The organism is Nodosilinea sp. LEGE 07298 (assembly GCF_015207265.1).
Lineage (GTDB): Bacteria > Cyanobacteriota > Cyanobacteriia > Phormidesmidales > Phormidesmidaceae > Nodosilinea.
The window spans coordinates 20601-36805 of the sequence record NZ_JADEXE010000034.1 but is presented as its reverse complement, the minus strand read 5'-3'; the positions used below and the strand labels follow the sequence as shown (position 1 = coordinate 36805).

At 56.5% G+C, this 16205-nt stretch carries 19 protein-coding genes; 13 read left to right on the top strand and 6 right to left on the bottom strand.

All coding sequences use genetic code 11. The features are described from left to right. The first annotated feature begins 91 nt into the window (after positions 1-91). Both IQ273_RS07220 and IQ273_RS07215 read left to right on the top strand, forming a co-directional pair. Positions 92-1378, top strand: coding sequence for a HEAT repeat domain-containing protein (locus IQ273_RS07220; protein ID WP_194022499.1), 1287 nt, complete (start codon positions 92-94; stop codon positions 1376-1378). A gap of 121 nt (positions 1379-1499) precedes the next feature. Then, positions 1500-2570 carry a glycosyltransferase family 4 protein gene (locus IQ273_RS07215; RefSeq protein WP_194022498.1) on the top strand — a complete coding sequence of 357 codons (1071 nt, stop codon included), beginning with the start codon at positions 1500-1502 and terminating at the stop codon, positions 2568-2570. Positions 2571-2573: 3 nt separating this feature from the next. Here IQ273_RS07215 and IQ273_RS07210 read toward each other — a convergent pair whose 3' ends face one another. From IQ273_RS07210 to IQ273_RS07200, 3 genes are all read right to left on the bottom strand, one after another. Continuing rightward, entirely contained in the window at positions 2574-3242 is a 669-nt protein-coding gene (locus tag IQ273_RS07210) for a DnaJ domain-containing protein (RefSeq protein ID WP_194022497.1), read from the bottom strand. A gap of 75 nt (positions 3243-3317) precedes the next feature. Beyond that, on the bottom strand, positions 3318-3953 hold the full coding sequence (locus IQ273_RS07205) for an ATP-dependent Clp protease proteolytic subunit (protein ID WP_194022496.1): 636 nt from the start codon (positions 3951-3953) through the stop codon (positions 3318-3320). A gap of 105 nt (positions 3954-4058) precedes the next feature. Beyond that, positions 4059-4742 carry an ATP-dependent Clp protease proteolytic subunit gene (locus tag IQ273_RS07200; protein WP_194022495.1) on the bottom strand — a complete coding sequence of 228 codons (684 nt, stop codon included), beginning with the start codon at positions 4740-4742 and terminating at the stop codon, positions 4059-4061. A gap of 197 nt (positions 4743-4939) precedes the next feature. On the opposite strand from IQ273_RS07200, the gene IQ273_RS07195 reads away from it, so the two are divergent. The 4 genes from IQ273_RS07195 (at position 4940) to IQ273_RS07180 (ending at position 9032) form a co-directional block, all read left to right on the top strand. After that, positions 4940-5122: a CsbD family protein gene (locus tag IQ273_RS07195; RefSeq protein ID WP_194022494.1), complete on the top strand. Its 183-nt coding sequence runs from the start codon at positions 4940-4942 to the stop codon at positions 5120-5122. Between the two features lie 231 nt (positions 5123-5353). Then, positions 5354-6256, top strand: a complete 903-nt coding sequence (locus tag IQ273_RS07190) for a glycosyltransferase family 2 protein (RefSeq protein WP_228052479.1) — start codon at positions 5354-5356, stop codon at positions 6254-6256. A 107-nt stretch (positions 6257-6363) separates the two neighbouring features. Beyond that, complete coding sequence (locus IQ273_RS07185) at positions 6364-8223, top strand: ABC transporter ATP-binding protein (RefSeq protein ID WP_228052478.1); 1860 nt, start codon at positions 6364-6366, stop codon at positions 8221-8223. Between the two features lie 263 nt (positions 8224-8486). Next, the gene (locus IQ273_RS07180) at positions 8487-9032 is read left to right on the top strand and encodes an EF-hand domain-containing protein (protein ID WP_194022493.1); all 546 of its coding nucleotides are present in this window, start codon (positions 8487-8489) and stop codon (positions 9030-9032) included. On the opposite strand, the gene IQ273_RS07175 is transcribed toward IQ273_RS07180, so the two are convergent. Next, entirely contained in the window at positions 9029-9271 is a 243-nt protein-coding gene (locus tag IQ273_RS07175; RefSeq protein WP_194022492.1) for a hypothetical protein, read from the bottom strand. The two genes, IQ273_RS07180 and IQ273_RS07175, sit on opposite strands and share 4 nt — an antisense overlap. A gap of 465 nt (positions 9272-9736) precedes the next feature. On the opposite strand from IQ273_RS07175, the gene IQ273_RS07170 reads away from it, so the two are divergent. The 6 genes from IQ273_RS07170 (at position 9737) to IQ273_RS07145 (ending at position 13665) form a co-directional block, all read left to right on the top strand. Continuing rightward, entirely contained in the window at positions 9737-10273 is a 537-nt protein-coding gene (locus tag IQ273_RS07170) for a gamma-glutamylcyclotransferase (protein WP_194022491.1), read from the top strand. Between the two features lie 62 nt (positions 10274-10335). After that, positions 10336-11580 carry a tryptophan synthase subunit beta gene (gene trpB / locus IQ273_RS07165; protein ID WP_194022490.1) on the top strand — a complete coding sequence of 415 codons (1245 nt, stop codon included), beginning with the start codon at positions 10336-10338 and terminating at the stop codon, positions 11578-11580. Between the two features lie 56 nt (positions 11581-11636). Next, the gene (locus IQ273_RS07160) at positions 11637-12125 is read left to right on the top strand and encodes a DUF29 domain-containing protein (protein WP_194022489.1); all 489 of its coding nucleotides are present in this window, start codon (positions 11637-11639) and stop codon (positions 12123-12125) included. Between the two features lie 8 nt (positions 12126-12133). Continuing rightward, complete coding sequence (locus tag IQ273_RS07155; RefSeq protein ID WP_194022488.1) at positions 12134-12760, top strand: ribonuclease D; 627 nt, start codon at positions 12134-12136, stop codon at positions 12758-12760. 199 nt (positions 12761-12959) lie between these two features. Then, positions 12960-13193: a Calvin cycle protein CP12 gene (locus IQ273_RS07150; RefSeq protein ID WP_194022487.1), complete on the top strand. Its 234-nt coding sequence runs from the start codon at positions 12960-12962 to the stop codon at positions 13191-13193. 169 nt (positions 13194-13362) lie between these two features. Then, complete coding sequence (locus IQ273_RS07145; RefSeq protein ID WP_194022486.1) at positions 13363-13665, top strand: RNA-binding protein; 303 nt, start codon at positions 13363-13365, stop codon at positions 13663-13665. Between the two features lie 83 nt (positions 13666-13748). On the opposite strand, the gene IQ273_RS07140 is transcribed toward IQ273_RS07145, so the two are convergent. Both IQ273_RS07140 and IQ273_RS07135 read right to left on the bottom strand, forming a co-directional pair. Beyond that, positions 13749-14669 (bottom strand): hypothetical protein, encoded by a 921-nt coding sequence (locus tag IQ273_RS07140; RefSeq protein WP_194022485.1) that lies wholly within the window; start codon positions 14667-14669, stop codon positions 13749-13751. Positions 14670-14740: 71 nt separating this feature from the next. Then, positions 14741-15163, bottom strand: coding sequence for a peptide chain release factor 1 (locus tag IQ273_RS07135; RefSeq protein ID WP_194022484.1), 423 nt, complete (start codon positions 15161-15163; stop codon positions 14741-14743). A gap of 220 nt (positions 15164-15383) precedes the next feature. Here IQ273_RS07135 and IQ273_RS07130 point away from each other — a divergent pair, with 220 nt between their 5' ends. After that, on the top strand, positions 15384-16205 hold the full coding sequence (locus IQ273_RS07130) for a carbonic anhydrase (RefSeq protein ID WP_194022483.1): 822 nt from the start codon (positions 15384-15386) through the stop codon (positions 16203-16205).

The following is a 16205-nucleotide window of genomic DNA, read 5'->3' as shown; positions in this document are numbered from 1 at the left end:
CCTCCCCCCATAGATCACTCTGCTCTCAGCGGGGTGAGTTACCTTAGGGGCATCTGCACTGGGTAACTGTCGCCGCCAGCTATGGGCCGTCATGAGAATTAGAACGCTATTGCCAGTAAGTAGATATGGCCCCAGCGGCGGTTATGCGGTGGCCCTGGCCCTGGGCGCAGGTCTATCGTTGGGCCTATCCGCTTGGTCAAGCACCGATGCCGTGCTGCTGGCGGCTCAAGGGGATGACGCTATTGCTCAGGCCGATGTTCAAACCCCCAACCCGGTGCTGCTGCAGCCTGGTACAGAGGGTGACGAGGTAATACTGCTACAGCGGCAGATGCGGCTACTGGGCCTTTATCAGGGGCCGGTGGATGGTAGCTATGGAGAGGTGATTAAGGATGCGATCGCATCCTTTCAAACCAGCGCTGGGCTACCTGCCACAGGCATCCTCGACCAGGTTACCTGGCAGCGCATGAGCAACCCCCAACTGCTCGTTGAGGATGTCCCAGCGGCAGCAGACCCGCCAGTGTTGTTACCCAGCGCCGAGACCCTTGAATCAGCGTCGCCTTCTGGGGCCTCAGCCAGCACAGAACCGGCTGAGGCCCCAGCGGCCCTTGACCCGACTATCAATGCCCCGGTCCGTTCTAATCGCCGCCTGGGCTGGTTTATGTTAGGCAGTCTAGGGCTAGCGGCCTGCCTCGGGGGGTGGCTATGGTTTGGTAAAGGGAAAAAACGCCCATCTGCCGACAGTTTGGCGGCTGCGCCGCTCGGAAACGATCGACCACAGCCTACTGACACCCGAGAAGATACGGTTGAATCGCCCTCTCTCCAGTTTCAGCGCCATGCCCCTACCGAAGCTGATCTGCCCCTAGAAGCCACTACTCGCCTTAGCCCGGTGGATATCGTGGATTCTCTGGTGCATGAGCTAGACAGCGCCGATGGCTCAGTGCGTCGCCACGCCATCTGGGAATTGGGCCAACGAGGCCATTCCGATGCTATTCAGCCTTTGGTAAACGGGCTTTTAGAAGCCGACTCGCAAGAAAAAAGCTTGATTCTGGCCGCCCTGGCTGAAATTAGCAGCCGCAGCCTTAAGCCCATGCACCGCGCCCTAGCCCTGGGGCTGCAAGACACCAGCCCTGAGGTGCGTAAAAACGCCATTCGCGATCTCAGCCGGGTTTACGACACGGTGGTGCAGCTCAGCCACATGCTTGCCCACGCTACCCAAGACCCTGACCCTGGAGTGCAAGAAACTGCCCACTGGGCGCTAAACCAGCTCAACCGCATTCCCGCTGCGCCCTACCCCAGCGAATCTACTGCCCTGGACACGACTTGCGACGACGATCGCCAACAATCGATACCAGAAGGCCGTCGCATTCCTCCTAGCTAAGGTCAAGTTTAGGGTTTGGACTTTGAATGATTGGGCTGATCTAGAACCGCCAATCCAGAATCGTAAGTTTAAAATTCAAAACACCTGTCTTGCGCCGCTCTCCCTACTTCGACCCACGCCCATGCCCTCCTCCCGTCGCCTCCTCTTGATCTCAACTCCGGTAGGGCCGCTGGGGTCTGGACTGGGGGGCGGTGTCGAGCTAACGTTGCTCAACCTATCTCAAGGTCTAAGGGCGCGAGGGCACCAGATAACGGTGGCGGCACCATCTGGGTCTAGCCTGGCCGATGTAACCGTGGTGGAAGTCTCTGGTCAGCTTCAGCCTACGGCTCATACCCAGGGGCGCAACACCCCGGTTATTCTCCCGAGCGATAGCGTGCTGGGCAACCTATGGCGCTACGCCCAGCAGCATCAAGATCAGTTTGACCTGATTGTGAATCTGGCCTACGACTGGCTGCCGTTTTACCTGACCGAGTTTTTTGGCACGCCGGTAGCTCACTTTGTCACCATGGGGTCTCTTAGCGAGGCAATGGATGAGGCCATCCGCCAGGTGGCACGGCAGTTCCCTAAGCGGCTGGGGGCCTATACCCGCACTCAGGCTGAAACCTTTGGAGTGGCCAATGCCTTTGAAATTCTCAGTAGCGCGATCGATTTAGAGCAGTACAATTTTTGCGCTTCCCCTGGCGATGCCCTGGCCTGGCTAGGTCGCATTTCTCCTGAGAAAGGCCTGGAGGATGCGCTGGAGGCCGCTGCGATCGCCCAGGTACCGCTCAAAATTTTGGGCAAGCTGGAGGACGCCAGCTACTGGCAACAGCTCTGCGATCGCTTTCCCCAAGCCAATCACTGCTATCTAGGCTTTTTGCCCACCCCCGAGCTACAGGCAGTGCTGCGCCAGTGCCGCGCCCTGGTGATGACCCCGCGCTGGGTCGAAGCCTTTGGCAATGTGGCGATCGAGGCCCTGGCCTGCGGCGTGCCGGTAATCGCCTACGCTCGCGGTGGCCCCGCCGAAATTGTGCAGCAAGGTAAAACCGGGTGGCTGGTGGAACCCGATGATGTGCAGGGATTGGTGGGGGCGATCGCCCGCATTGACCAGTGCGATCGCCACGCCTGCCGCCGCCAGGCCGAAACTGACTATTCCCTCGAAGCTCTAGCCATCCGCTTTGAGCAGTGGTTCGAAACCATCATCCAAAACTAAACTCTACTGGGCCTGGGCCATAGGGCGCTGCCTCAGCTGCTCTAGGCGGGCAAAGTCGTGGTGCAACGCTTGACGTAGCGAGCGATTTTGAGGATCAACCCGGCGAGCTTTCTTCAGACAGGCTTCGGCCTTTTTAAGATTGCCGGTATTGAGCAGGTCATGGCCCCAGCGGTAGTAGGTAATCGCGTGCCACTGACAAATTTCTGTATCTTCAGGAAATCGATGAACTAGCCCTTCTACCAGGGCAACAGCCCGAGGAAAACGCTGCTCCTGCAGTAACTCTCGCAGTTGCTTAAAGCTGCTTACCTTGAGCTGTTGATCGGCCTCAGAGCCGCCTGGAGTGGGGCTAACGGTAAGTTCAACCTCTGCGGCGACCTCCTTGATGTCAGTCGTGGGGGGGGAGTCTGAAGGAGTCTGCGCCGAAACTTTAACGGTAGCGGTAGGCTGGGCTGAGCTGGGGGCGGGCTTGGCCGCTACGGCTTCGGCAGGAAGCGCATTCACCAACGCCTGGTACGCCTGAGTGACCTGAATAAATTTTTCCTTCGCCAGCTGGTCGCCGGGGTTGGTGTCAGGGTGGTAAAGCCGGGCCAAATTACGATAGGCCAGCTTGACATCGCCAAAGCCGGCCCCGGTTCTCAGCCCTAATATGCGGTAGTAGTGCGCCAGCGCCATGATTCGCCAACTCTATAGCAGAGGTACGTGTGCTGCCCCTATTCTGCCAACTGTAGGCGAAAATGGCGCAGCGAATTAAACGGTTGCAGGCACGGCAGTGGCTATATCCTGAGTGCGCTCTTCAATCACTCGGTCGATCAGGCCGTAGGCAACGGCCTCTTCTGCCGACATAAAGTAGTCGCGATCGGTGTCTTTTTGAATTTGCTCAATCGAACGACCGGTGTGACGAGACATCATCTCGTTGAGTTCTTGACGCACCCGCAGAATCTCTTTGGCCTCGATCGCAATGTCGCTGGCCTGGAGTCGCTGCCGCCCGGTGCCACCCATGGGCTGGTGGATCATGATGCGCGAGTGGGGCAGAGCCACCCGCTTGCCTTGGCTGCCCGCCGCCAGCAAAAATGCCCCCATGGAGGCCGCCAGACCCAGGCAAATAGTGACCACATCAGACTTGATGTACTGCATGGTGTCGTAGATCGCCATACCCGCCGTCACCGACCCACCGGGGGAGTTGATATAGAGGTAAATGGGCTTGGTATTGTCGTCGGAGTCGAGGTACAGCATAGCCGCCACAATGGAGTTGGCCAGGCTGTCAGTCACCTCTTGACCCAGAAAGATAATCCGCTCCTGGTTGAGGCGGGTGTAGATATCGACCCACTGGGAGTACTGGCTACCGGGCAAACGATAGGGAACTTTGGGAGTGCCGATGGGCATAGTGCTCTTTCAACCTAAAAACAAAACAACGAAATTGGGATGAGCTAAGACCGACCCTAAGGGGCGATCGCGATTGAATCTTGAGTGTGAACTTAGGAGTTGGGCCTAAACACCGACTCCAGCCGCCACGGGCAGCTCTTTGCGGCTGGCCAGCACTCGGTCGATAATGCCGTACTCCTTGGCTTCCTCGGGGTTCATGTAGAACATCCGGTCAGAGTCGCGCATCACCTGCTCCGTGCTCTTGCCAGTACTCTTGGCCAAAATGTCCATCATCGATCGCTTGTTGTCGAGCACTTCTTTGGCCCGAATTTCGATGTCGGTGGCCTGACCCTGGGCACCGCTGCGCGGCTGGTTAAGCACAATGCGAGCGTGGGGCAAACTAGCTCTATAGCCCTTGGTGCCCGCCGCTAAAATCACCGCCGCCGACCCCATCGCCTGACCAATGCAAATGGTATGCACCGGAGGCTTGATGTAATTCATGGTGTCGCAGATGGCAAAGGCTTCGGTGTCGTAGCCAATCATGTTGCCGTCGTACCAGGAGGTGCCGGTGGAGTTGATGTAGAAGAAAATGGGTTTATCGGGGTCGTCAAACTGCAAGAACAGCAGCTGAGCAATAATCAGCTCGGTGACGTCAATGCCCACCTGCTGCTTAATGTCATCCCCTGAGAAGAGGGGCAGCCCCAGATAAACAATGCGCTCTTTCAGCAGCAGTGAGGGTAAGTCTGGGGGTGGCGTGCGGTACGTTGCATCGCCATACGGTGCCTGCACGGCTTTAATCTCTAAACTCATAAGACCGAAGACGCCCAAAGTACGGGTTTTTAACAGTGTAACGCGGGATAGAGCCGGGTTCGACGCTGCCCCTAAGACGGATATCCTCACCTGATGGTCTGTCGAAATACATAGCTCGATTTCGCTCTTGCTGTAGATGAGGTATCGATGGGCTTAGCTCTACGGTAAGAGTAGATTTGCGTTAAGGAACTCACACCATGTCTACAGAAGATCGCGCTAAGGCCACGGCTGAAAACATCGAAGGCAAAGTGCAGGCCGCAGCCGCTGAAATTACAGGCGATAGAAAAGCTAAAGCTGAGGGTGAGGCCAAGCAAGCCGAGGCTCAGGCTATTCACGCCAAAGAAGATGTGAAAGATTCTTTGAAAAAAGCGATTGACTAAGTCATGTCAGCGCTAGCAGGCACTAGCGCTCACGCTTGAACCTTACTCATTATCGATTGGGGTGGCCATTGGCTGCCCCTTATCTATTTATTGGCGGCAATAACGGCAGCGTAAAGATGCCTCAGAACTATGGCTGGTGGCAAAGCGGGTAAGTAGATTTCAGTTTGGGGGCCAAAATGGGTTCCCTAAACCAGGGAGAGTTCCTGTCTACCGCTGGGATGTACCGCGCCTATGTTCTCTATTTTTATTCTGACCCACGACGAAGAGCGAGATATTGCCGCCTGTATTGAGTCGGCGTTGCTCTCAGACGATGTGATTGTGGTTGACTCGTGCAGCCGCGATCGCACCCGAGCGATCGCCACCCAGTACCCCGTTCGCTTTGTTGAACATCCCTTTGCCAGCCACGGCCAGCAGCGCACCTGGATGCTCGAAAATGTACCTTACCGCCACGACTGGGCCTACATTCTTGAAGCCGACGAGCGCATGACGCCGGAGCTGTTTGCGGAGTGTTTAGAGGCTATTCAGCAGGGTGACAAGGTGGGCTACTACGTGGCCGAGCGCGTCATGTTCATGGGCCGTTGGATTCGGCGCAGCACGCAGTTTCCGCGCTACCAACTGCGGCTGTTGCAGCGGGGTAAGGTGTGGTTCGACGACTACGGCCACACCGAGCGCGAGGTGGTCGATGGGCCGACGGGGTTCTTGCAGGAAACCTATCCTCACTACACCTGCAGCAAGGGGTTAGGCCGTTGGATTGACAAGCACAACCGCTACTCGACCGACGAGGCCGCCGAAACCCTGCGGCAGCTACAGAAGGGCTGCGTGGATTGGAGGGCCTTGTTCTGGGGCAAATCTGAGGTGGAGCGCCGCCGCGCCCTAAAGGATCTCTCGCTGCGGCTGCCCATGCGGCCCCTGGCCCGGTGGTTCTACATGATGTTTGTGTTGGGCGGCTGGCGCGATGGCCGGGCGGGGCTGGCCTGGTGCACCCTACAAGCCTTTTACGAGTATTTAATTGTGCTCAAGGTGCGCGAGCTAAACCATCCCGAATACCTGACCGGGGTGCAGCCTGATGAGGATATTGCTGAGCTAAAGGACTTTCCTGCTGACGTTGCCGCCATAGAAAATAGCGCCGTCTGAGTGAGTGCTAGTGCGCCGCCAGGGCAAGAGGTCGGGTCTACTTTGGAATAGGGACCAGAACCTCCCGCACCCACTCACCCATTCCCCTACGGCGCTATCGTAGAAAAATGAGTAAATACAGGGTAAAACGGGTTCAGGCTTCGAAGTCAAAGCAGAAAAAGCCGTGGCGCAATTTGGGCCAGTCGCTGGGAATGTACCGCTACGGGCAGCGGGCGATACAGCTGGTGTGGCAGACCGACTGGCGGCTGACGGTAGCCCTGGGGTTGCTAACCCTGGTGGCCGGATTGCTGCCAGCGGCGATCGCCTACGTCGGCAAACTGATTGTCGATGCGGTGGTGGTGGCGGCCCAGTCGGGGCTGGTGGCCGATCGCCAAACGGCGCTAATGTACCTGGCGATCGAGGCGGTGCTGGTGGCGGTGCTCGCGGGCACGCGCCAGGGGTTGGCCCTGTGCCAGTCGCTGCTGCGGGTGCTGCTGGGGCAGCGGGTCAACATGATGATTCTCGAAAAAGCCCAGACCCTGCCGCTGACCTACTTCGAAGATTCTGAGTTTTACGACAAGATGACTCAGGCCCGGCGAGAAGCGTCGTCGCGGCCTCTGAGCATGGTCAATCGTACCTTTGGAGTGGTGCAGGATGCACTGTCGCTAGTCACTTTTGGCGGACTGCTGCTGCAGTTTTCGGGCTGGGCGGTGGCGCTGCTGGCGATCGCCACCCTGCCCGCATTTATTGCCGAGACTCAGTTTGCGGGTGAGGCCTTTCGCCTGTTTAAGTGGCGATCGCCCGAAACCCGGCAGCAAATTTACCTGGAGGCGCTGCTGGCCCGCGAAGACTTTGCCAAAGAGGTGAAGCTGTTTGGCCTAGGGCCACTGCTGATGCAGCGCTATGAGGATATTTTTCAACGCCTCTATAAAGAAGATCGCAGCTTGACGGTGCGCCGCAGCGGCTGGAGCTACGGACTGGGGCTGCTGAGTACGGCCTCGTTTTACCTGGCTTACTGCTGGATTGTGCTGGAGGCGATCGCGGGCCGCATTTCTCTGGGCGAGCTGACTATGTACCTGACGGTGTTTCGCCAGGGGCAGACTACCTTTGCCAGCTCCCTGACCGCGATCGGCGGCATGTATGAAGACGGGCTGTACCTGTCGAACCTCTACGAGTTTCTAGAGCAGCCGGTGCCCGCAGAGGTGGGAACGGCGGTGCGCGGCCTTGACCCCAGCGACGGGCTGCGGTTTGAGCAGGTGTCGTTTACCTATCCGGGCAATGAGCGACTGGTGCTGGAGGGGGTTTCCTTTCACCTCAGGCCGGGCGAAAAGATGGCGATCGTGGGCGAAAATGGCTCGGGCAAAACGACGCTGATCAAGCTGCTCACTCGGCTCTATACGCCGTCTCAAGGCCGCATTCTGCTCGATGGCCGCGACCTGCAAGAGTGGAATGCCGAGGTTTTGCAGCGGCGCATTGGCGTCATCTTTCAAGACTTTGTGCGCTACCAGTTCAAGGTGGGCGAAAACATTGGCGTCGGCGATGTCACCGACTTTGAGGATGCTCACCGCTGGCAGGACGCCGCCGCCAAGGGCACCGCCACCGAGTTTATCGAGTCGCTGCCCGAGGGCTACGACACCCAGCTTGGGCGCTGGTTTTTTGGTGGCCAAGAACTCTCCGGCGGCCAGTGGCAAAAGATTGCTCTCTCTCGCGCCTTCATGCGTACCGATGCCGATATTCTGGTGCTCGATGAACCCACCTCGGCGATGGATGCTGAGGCCGAAACGCGCCTATTTGAGCAGTTTCGCGAAGCCACTCAAAACCAAATGGCAATTTTGATTTCGCACCGCTTTTCGACGGTACGGCGGGCCGACAATATTATTGTGCTAGCCAACGGCAAGCTGATTGAGCAGGGCAGCCACGAGGAACTGCTACAGCAGGATGGGCGCTATGCTCGCCTGTTTACCATGCAGGCCGCTGGCTATTTGTAGGGTCATCAGATCCCAGGGTTCTACCCTGACCAACAAACCCCGCCGAAGCCTAGAAGAACCCTGGGATCTACCTCGCCAGTGATCCCAGGGTTCTGCCCTCACAGACCAACTCCGCAAAAGTCCAAAAGAATCCTGGGATCTACCTCGTTGACGGACCAGCGTATGGATAGGCATCTCTATAGATAGGCGCAGCAACAGTCAACCGGAAAGTGCTATAGGCTAATGACTGTAGACAACTGCCAGGACAGAGGGACGTACAGGCCATGCTAACTGACTTGCAACAGCGCAAATTGACCAAGCTCTTTAGCATGTACGACTCTGACTACACCGGGGTTTTGGTCAAAAAAGACTTTGAGCTGATGTTCAAAAAGCTCTCTACCCTGCGCAACTGGTCGCTGCGATCGCCCCGCTGCCTGATCCTGCAAGACAAGCTCATGCGTAAGTGGCAGGGGCTGGAGAAAAAAGCCGATACCGCCCACAACCATCAGGTTTGCCGCGCCGAATGGCTGGCCTACTACGATGACTGTCTAACCGATACCGAGCTTCATGCCGAGGACATTATCAACCTGATGGAGATCATCTTCGATGTCTTTGACCAGGATGAAGATGGCAAAGTGAATCAGGAAGAATGGGGGCAGCTGCTAGCCGCCTTCAACGAGTCGCCAGTCTATGCGCCGCTGGTGTTTCCACCGCTCGATGCCGACCAGGATGGCTGGCTCTCCAAAGCCGAGTTTTTGCAGCACTTCAGCGCGTTTTGCTGTAGCGACGACGCCGACAACCCGGCCAACGGCATGTTTGGGCCTTACTAAACGTAGTTAGACATATCTAGGGCAACAGCGTTGCAGATTGATGACATCAAAGATTTAGCTGACGCATTGACATTGCAAGCGATCGCATTGCTATTACCAGTCATCGCAATCGTATTGTCATAACCCGCAGTTGTGTTGCAGGCGATCGCAACGCCATTATGATCACTCACAACCAGATTGCGGGCGATCGTAATCGCATTGTCACGACTCACAATCGTGTTGCGGGCGATCGCATTCAAGTAACCACTCCCCGCAACGCCATTGCGGACGACCGTAGGGTGCAATAGCGGCTCGCATCACCCTAGCCACCTAAAACCTCACTCTCGCGCCGCATTGCACCAAAACCCCGCGATCGCGCATTCCCCCGCTGCAGAAACCGGGTTTCTGCTTTGCAGTACGGAGGCCAGCATCCCTGACTATAGAAACCTGGCTTCTAGTTTCCCTGCTTTGGTCACCTTAAAGACTTATCAAAGCTGCGTTCAGAAACCTTTCTCCTTCAGAAATAGAGTGATATAAACGAAGGTAACAGCGATAATCTTCGGTATCTCGACCGGAAAACCGTAGATTATAGTTGTACATAGATTTAAACACGCTGGAACATTGCCGTTTGGGGCGATGTTCCTAACGCATCCCCTTTTGGTAAGGGGTCGGTTCGGCTACCCTAACCCCAAATCGCTCTCAACCTTCGCTCTCAACGATCGCCCATGGACAGCCCCATCCCGCTCAAACCATCCAAAGACATCTCTGAAGACAATTTCTACTACTTTGCCTACGGCTCCTGCATGTGCCCGGTCGATCTAAAGCGATCGCTGGGTGAGAGCACCCACGCCTACGTGATTGGCCCCGCCACGCTGGAGGGTTATCGATTGGGGTTCTTTCGGCGATCGCGACTGCGCGACTGTGGCGTGCTCGATGTTGTGCCCAACCCCGGCTCAACCGTGCAAGGGGTACTCTACCAACTGCCTTGGCGGCTCAGCCCAGCGCTAGACCTGCGCGAAGAGGGCTACTGCCACGAAACGGTGACAGTCAATTGCAGTGGTCGAGTCTATGGCGACACCCGCACCTACTCCGTGATCAACAAAACTCACGAAGAAATTGCCCCCAACGAGTGGTACTCCAGCGTGGTCATGCGCGGTGCCGCCACCTGCGGTTTGCCAGAGCAATACTGCTGGGAACTGTTCCACCACATTCATTCCTTGCAGCGCCGACAGGCCCCAGCGCCACTGCGCCAGATTGCCTAGCATCGGGTCAAAGCATTCCCTATAATGAGGGCTACTCCTAACCCTTCACCCCCGCCAAGCCTGTGACCCAGACGCCGCTTTCGCCTCGCCCTGATGTAACCGCCGCTCGCCCCGATGCCCTGGGCCGCTTTGGCCAGTTTGGCGGCAAGTACGTGCCCGAAACGCTTATGCCTGCGCTCTTTGAGCTAGAGCAGGCGTTTTACCAGTATCGCAACGAGGCCGACTTTAAGGCCGAACTGGACGGGCTGCTGAAAGACTACGTCGGTCGGGCCACGCCCTTGTACTTCGCTGAGCGGCTCACCGCCCACTACCGCCGCCCCGATGGCAGTGGACCCGATATTTACCTCAAGCGCGAAGACCTGAATCATACCGGTGCGCACAAGATTAACAACGCCCTGGGGCAGGTGCTGCTGGCTAAGCGCATGGGCAAGCAGCGCATTATTGCCGAAACTGGAGCTGGGCAGCACGGGGTGGCCACCGCTACGGTGTGCGCTCGCTTTGGTCTTCAGTGCGTCATTTACATGGGCGTTCAAGATATGGAGCGCCAGTCGCTGAACGTGTTTCGCATGCGGCTAATGGGGGCCGAGGTGCGCGGCGTGACGGCGGGCACGGGCACGCTCAAAGATGCTACCTCCGAGGCGATTCGCGACTGGGTAACCAATGTAGAAACCACCCACTATATTCTTGGGTCTGTAGCAGGGCCGCACCCCTACCCAATGATGGTGCGCGACTTCCACGCCATCATCGGTGAAGAAACCCGCGCCCAGTGTGTCGAGAAGTTTGGCGGTCTACCCGACATTCTGATGGCCTGCGTGGGCGGCGGCTCGAACGCTATGGGCCTGTTCCACGAGTTTATCGATGATGCCAGCGTGCGGATGATTGGCATTGAGGCGGCGGGCAGCGGCGTAGACACGGGCAAGCACGCGGCGACACTGACAGCTGGGCGTGTGGGTGTGCTGCACGGCGCGATGAGCTACCTGCTGCAAGATGGCGACGGTCAGGTGATCGAGGCTCACTCCATTAGTGCTGGCCTTGACTACCCCGGTGTTGGCCCCGAGCACAGCTTCTTGAAAGATTTGGGCCGGGCCGAGTACTACAGCGTTACCGACCAGGAGGCGCTTGATGCCTTCCAGCGGGTGTCGCGCCTAGAGGGTATCATCCCGGCCCTAGAGACGGCCCACGCTTTCGCCTACTTAGAAACCCTCTGCCCCCAGCTACCGGGTAACCCCCGCATTGTGATCAATTCCTCGGGCCGAGGCGACAAGGATGTGAACACTGTGGCGAAGGCGCTGGGCGGGCTAGAGTAAAGTTTGCCGCAGTTAGATTGTCCAACTCATAGATTCAATCAGAGGAGGAGGCGCAGATGAGCACCGAAACTGATGTCAAACCCAAGTCGTTATACGACCGGGATTACCAGCTTTGGCTAGACAATACGGTTGCTCATCTGAAATCTCGTAACTTTGATGCGATCGACCTGGAGAACCTAATTGAGGAACTTGAAAGCTTGGGCAGAAGTGATAAGAAATCACTCAATAGCTACTTGAAACGTCTCTGTGAGCACCTGCTAAAGCTTAGCTACTGGGAAACTGAACGCGAGCGGTGCTTCTCTGGCTGGGATAGGGAAATTGAAAATTTCCGCCAAGAGATCCAGGAAATTTTAGATGACAGCCCCAGCCTGAGAAGTTCGCTGAGGGAGCGCTACTCCGATGAGTACATCAAAGGTAGAAAGTTGTTTCTTAAGGTTAGCAAACTAGACGCTAAGCGAGTTCCTGAAAGTCCTTGTTTCTCGCTGGAGCAAGCCCTTGATGATAATTGGTTGCCCTGGCGACCCGACTCAGAAACTATTGCTTAGGAACTCCTATGTCCGACGGTTTTGAAATCTGCGATCGCGACCTTACCCCCGATCTGCTGGCCCGCTATAAACAGGCCGATGCGATCGCCTGCGACACCGAGACCATGGGCTTGCTGCCCCAGCGCGATCGCCTCTGTCTGGTGCAGCTCGCCGACCCCGATGGCTATGTGGGCGTGGTGCGCATCGAGCTAGGCCAAACCGAAGCGCCCTTGCTCAAAGAACTGCTAGAAGCCCCAGAGATTCTTAAGTTGTTTCACTTTGCCCGCTTTGACCTGGCTACCCTCAAGCACAACCTGGGCATTACCGTTGCGCCAGTCTTTTGCAGCAAAATTGCCAGCAAGCTCAGCCGCACCTATAGCCCCCGCCACGGCCTCAAAGAGTTGGTCAGGGAACTGGAGGGCATTGAACTCGACAAAACGGCTCAAAGCTCGGACTGGGGCAACGCGATGAACCTCTCCGAGGAGCAGCTCCGCTACGCCGCCAACGATGTCCGCTACCTGCACAGCATTCAGCAGACTTTAACTGGCATGCTCAAGCGCGAGGGCCGGTGGGAGATAGCCCAAGACTGTTTTCGCTGTTTGCCTACCTTTGTCGCCCTCGACTTGCTCCAGTACCAGGGGGTGTTTGAGCATTGAAGCCGTCCCCTTCGACTCCGCTCAGGGGACGACTCCGCTCAGGGAACAATAGTTTAAGGCACGACTCCGCTCAGGGGACGACTCCACTCAGGGAACGGTTTTGTTTAGGGGGCAATGGTTCAGGGCACGACTGCGATCGCCAGCCGGGTAAGATAAGCTTATTCATCTCGAAGATTAACTAACTACGAGGAAGCCCATTATGAGTGTTGACAGCAAAGACTTTCAAGACGAGCTGCAAAAGGCGATCGACTACGCCCACCAGATCACTTCAGAGAAGGGTGAAACCTCTTCTGAGGCTGCCGCCGCCTGGGATGTGGTTGAAGAGATGCGGGCTGAGGTGTCGCACCAGCACCAAAAACCCAAAAAAACTGGCTTTGATAAGTACCTAGAAGAAAATCCCGAAGCGCCCGAAGGCTTGATGTACGACACCTAAGCCCGACTGTTCTGACCTAACTCATTAACCACCCCATGGGTAAAGTTAGAGTGTTAAAATAGGTGAGGTCAGTTTTCGGTAGATTTCGCTTGTTTCATTTCACTTTGATTTTCGATACAGCTTTGTCTCCGTTTACTCGCTGCATTTGTACAGTAAGGAGACAAACTCTATGTCACTCTATGTTGGTAACTTGTCCTACGATGTCACGCGCGAAGACCTGGAGCGGGTTTTCGCTGAATACGGCGACGTGAAGCGGGTTAGCCTGCCCACCGATCGCGAAACCGGTCGCCCTCGGGGCTTTGCCTTCGTCGATATGGCCGCTGAAACTCAGGAAGACACCGTCATCGAATCACTTGATGGGGCTGAGTGGATGGGTCGTGAAATGCGGGTTAATAAGGCTCGCCCTCGCGACGATGCCCGCAGCAGCGCAGGCGGCGGCAACGGCGGTAACTACCGTCGCACCGGGTTCTAAAACGTCTGACACGTTCTAAGGTTTGAAGGGTAGGTCATAGCGGCCTACCCTTTTTTAGTGAGTAACCCCAGTGATGCCGGAGGTTAGAACACGTTTCGCTCGGGAACGACGGGCGATCGATCGATCTGGGGCTGCGGTCTGCCGTTGACATCTAAATAACCCAGGTCTTTTAAAAAGGCATACAGCGCTGTCGGGAAATCGGCGTACTGCTGCACGACATCGCCGTTGTCGTTATAGCTTTGCAGACCCCAGTCATCGGTGCGATCGTAGTGAGCCAGCATGTATTGCCAAGCGTTGCGATAGTTTCCTAAACGAATATTTTGAGCCACGTAGCCCGCTAACACACCGTTTTTGTCACCGCGATCGGCAAATTCCGGGTCTTCGATGGTGAAGCGCATGCCAGCTGCCATGTCCTCCAAGTAGTTGGTGAATTGGGGGGTGGTGTCGCGGTACTCCCCGTTGTTGTAGGTGAGAATAACACTGGGCGGATACGACCCGGCGTAGGAGCTAAAGCTGTAGAAAAAGGCATTGTCGAGGGTGACAAACTCCATTAATCCATCGTCATTGATGTCTATGAACTCGCCGCCGCCACCGTCGAGGTAACCAAAGTAGGTGGGGTTAAACTGCTCGTCTTGCCAGGTATAAGTAGTGATAGCTAGGCAGCAGTGAGCACCGCCGGTAAAGGTTTGCACTACTACCTCGGGCGTACCGTCGTTGTCGAGATCCATGAGTTCAATGCCCGCAAACATGGCGGCGGTGTCGGTGGCTGCCAGCTTGAGTTCGTCGTTATAAAACAGCTCAAGCGTCAGGTTATTGCCAATTTCCTCAGCGTCATAATCAATGGGCGTATAGCTGGCCACGACGCGAATGGGTCCCTGCTCGATCGCTCGATTGGTCAGCGCTTGGGTCTCGTAGTCAATCTCGATGCGAGGGTTTTCGGCCAGGGCAGGCAGTCCTAGGGTTAGCAGACTACCAACTAGCAGAGTTTTTAGAATAGCTTTCATCAGCTGTATCAATGTCTCAATGACACTACTTATTACACGGTTGGCTCAGCGTGCCCCGGTTAATTCTGAAGCTACCAGCGTCGCCAGTGGCGTTTGCCCACCACAAAAACGCCCAACAGTACCCCCACGACCAGCGGATAAGACATTGATACCAGCGCCGCCGGAATCGGCAAAAGCCCTTTCACAAAGATCACCAAGGCGATACAGGGCACCAGCGCCCACAGCACCCCGGTGTCGATATAGACCTGGCGGGTAAACCAGCGTTCCAGAACAGTCAGGGCTAGAGCCCCGATCGCAAACCCAGCGACAATGGGTAGCACCATAAACAGCAGCTGCAACAGCGGCAGCAGACCGCTACCCGCGTTGGCCAGCAGTAGGGCTAGCCCCTGGGCCAGCAGCAGGTCGGCGATGGTTGCGATCGCCACAGCCGCCAGCGCCACCTGAAGCAAAATAATCCAGGGCAACGACTTGAGTCGCCAAAAGGGGTTACGCATAGTCTGAGCTGTAACGTTATGCTCATTATTGCGCCGAAATCGGGATTTGGCTCAGCATTGGGGCCAGCCTTGACGTTTCAGTCCTGCGGCGGCTAAGAAGCAGCGGTAATTGCTGTGATAAGTAAATCTTTGCCGTGCCGGAGCCTTAGATATGGGATAACAATAGATACGGGAGCAGGCGGCGATCTGCTCTTTATCCATCCCATTGTTTGGTTGCCCCATGGAAAAGCTGCTGCAAGGTCTGCGTGAGTTTCAGGAAAACTACATTCCCGACCACCAGGAGCTGATTCAGCAGTTAGCTAAAGGTCAGCACCCGAGAGTGTTGTTCATCGGCTGCTCTGATTCGCGGGTAGATCCAACCATCATTACTCAGGCGGATATTGGCGATCTATTTATCATTCGCAATGCGGGCAACATTATTCCCCCTTATGAGGCCACCAACGGCGGTGAAGGGGCCACCATCGAGTACGCCATGGAAGCCCTGGATATTCGCCAGGTGATTGTCTGCGGCCACACCCAATGCGGGGCGATGAAGGGGCTGCTGCAGATCGGCGAACTGGAAGAAAAAATGCCCCTGGTCTACCACTGGCTGCGCCATACCGAAGCAACCCGCAAGCTGGTCGAAGACCACTATAGTGAACTACCTAAGAAAGAAAAGCTCGATTTACTGGTGGCCCAAAACGTCCTCACCCAGATCGATAACTTGCAAACTTACCCTTCGGTGCGCTCAAAGCTGCACACGGGCACCCTAGCTATCCACGGCTGGATCTACCAGCTCGACACCGCTCAGCTCCTGGCCTACGATGAGGATTCTAAAGCCTTTATACCCCCCCACAGCAAAATCTACACCGACCTGGAAAATGCTAAGCCGGTTAAGCCCGGCGGGCTTTCCTTGGAGTTTAACGACACCATGAGACCAGGGGCCGGTGCCCCATCGGTGGCCCTGCCAACATTCTCTGAGCCGGCACAGCCCCACTGGCCTGGTGCCAACCGCCTCAGCCCCGAGCAGGCGGCCCGCATTTACGGACGGGCGGGCGTGTAG

Bases quoted from the DNA above. Each gene is read 5' to 3' on its own strand.
- IQ273_RS07220 (WP_194022499.1), top strand. From the start codon at position 92: ATGAGAATTAGAACGCTATTGCCAGTAAGTAGATATGGCCCCAGCGGC.
- IQ273_RS07215 (WP_194022498.1), top strand. From the start codon at position 1,500: ATGCCCTCCTCCCGTCGCCTCCTCTTGATCTCAACTCCGGTAGGGCCG.
- IQ273_RS07210 (WP_194022497.1), bottom strand. From the start codon at position 3,242: ATGGCGCTGGCGCACTACTACCGCATATTAGGGCTGAGAACCGGGGCC.
- IQ273_RS07205 (WP_194022496.1), bottom strand. From the start codon at position 3,953: ATGCCCATCGGCACTCCCAAAGTTCCCTATCGTTTGCCCGGTAGCCAG.
- IQ273_RS07200 (WP_194022495.1), bottom strand. From the start codon at position 4,742: ATGAGTTTAGAGATTAAAGCCGTGCAGGCACCGTATGGCGATGCAACG.
- IQ273_RS07195 (WP_194022494.1), top strand. From the start codon at position 4,940: ATGTCTACAGAAGATCGCGCTAAGGCCACGGCTGAAAACATCGAAGGC.
- IQ273_RS07190 (WP_228052479.1), top strand. From the start codon at position 5,354: ATGTTCTCTATTTTTATTCTGACCCACGACGAAGAGCGAGATATTGCC.
- IQ273_RS07185 (WP_228052478.1), top strand. From the start codon at position 6,364: ATGAGTAAATACAGGGTAAAACGGGTTCAGGCTTCGAAGTCAAAGCAG.
- IQ273_RS07180 (WP_194022493.1), top strand. From the start codon at position 8,487: ATGCTAACTGACTTGCAACAGCGCAAATTGACCAAGCTCTTTAGCATG.
- IQ273_RS07170 (WP_194022491.1), top strand. From the start codon at position 9,737: ATGGACAGCCCCATCCCGCTCAAACCATCCAAAGACATCTCTGAAGAC.
- IQ273_RS07160 (WP_194022489.1), top strand. From the start codon at position 11,637: ATGAGCACCGAAACTGATGTCAAACCCAAGTCGTTATACGACCGGGAT.
- IQ273_RS07155 (WP_194022488.1), top strand. From the start codon at position 12,134: ATGTCCGACGGTTTTGAAATCTGCGATCGCGACCTTACCCCCGATCTG.
- IQ273_RS07150 (WP_194022487.1), top strand. From the start codon at position 12,960: ATGAGTGTTGACAGCAAAGACTTTCAAGACGAGCTGCAAAAGGCGATC.
- IQ273_RS07145 (WP_194022486.1), top strand. From the start codon at position 13,363: ATGTCACTCTATGTTGGTAACTTGTCCTACGATGTCACGCGCGAAGAC.
- IQ273_RS07140 (WP_194022485.1), bottom strand. From the start codon at position 14,669: ATGAAAGCTATTCTAAAAACTCTGCTAGTTGGTAGTCTGCTAACCCTA.
- IQ273_RS07135 (WP_194022484.1), bottom strand. From the start codon at position 15,163: ATGCGTAACCCCTTTTGGCGACTCAAGTCGTTGCCCTGGATTATTTTG.
- IQ273_RS07130 (WP_194022483.1), top strand. From the start codon at position 15,384: ATGGAAAAGCTGCTGCAAGGTCTGCGTGAGTTTCAGGAAAACTACATT.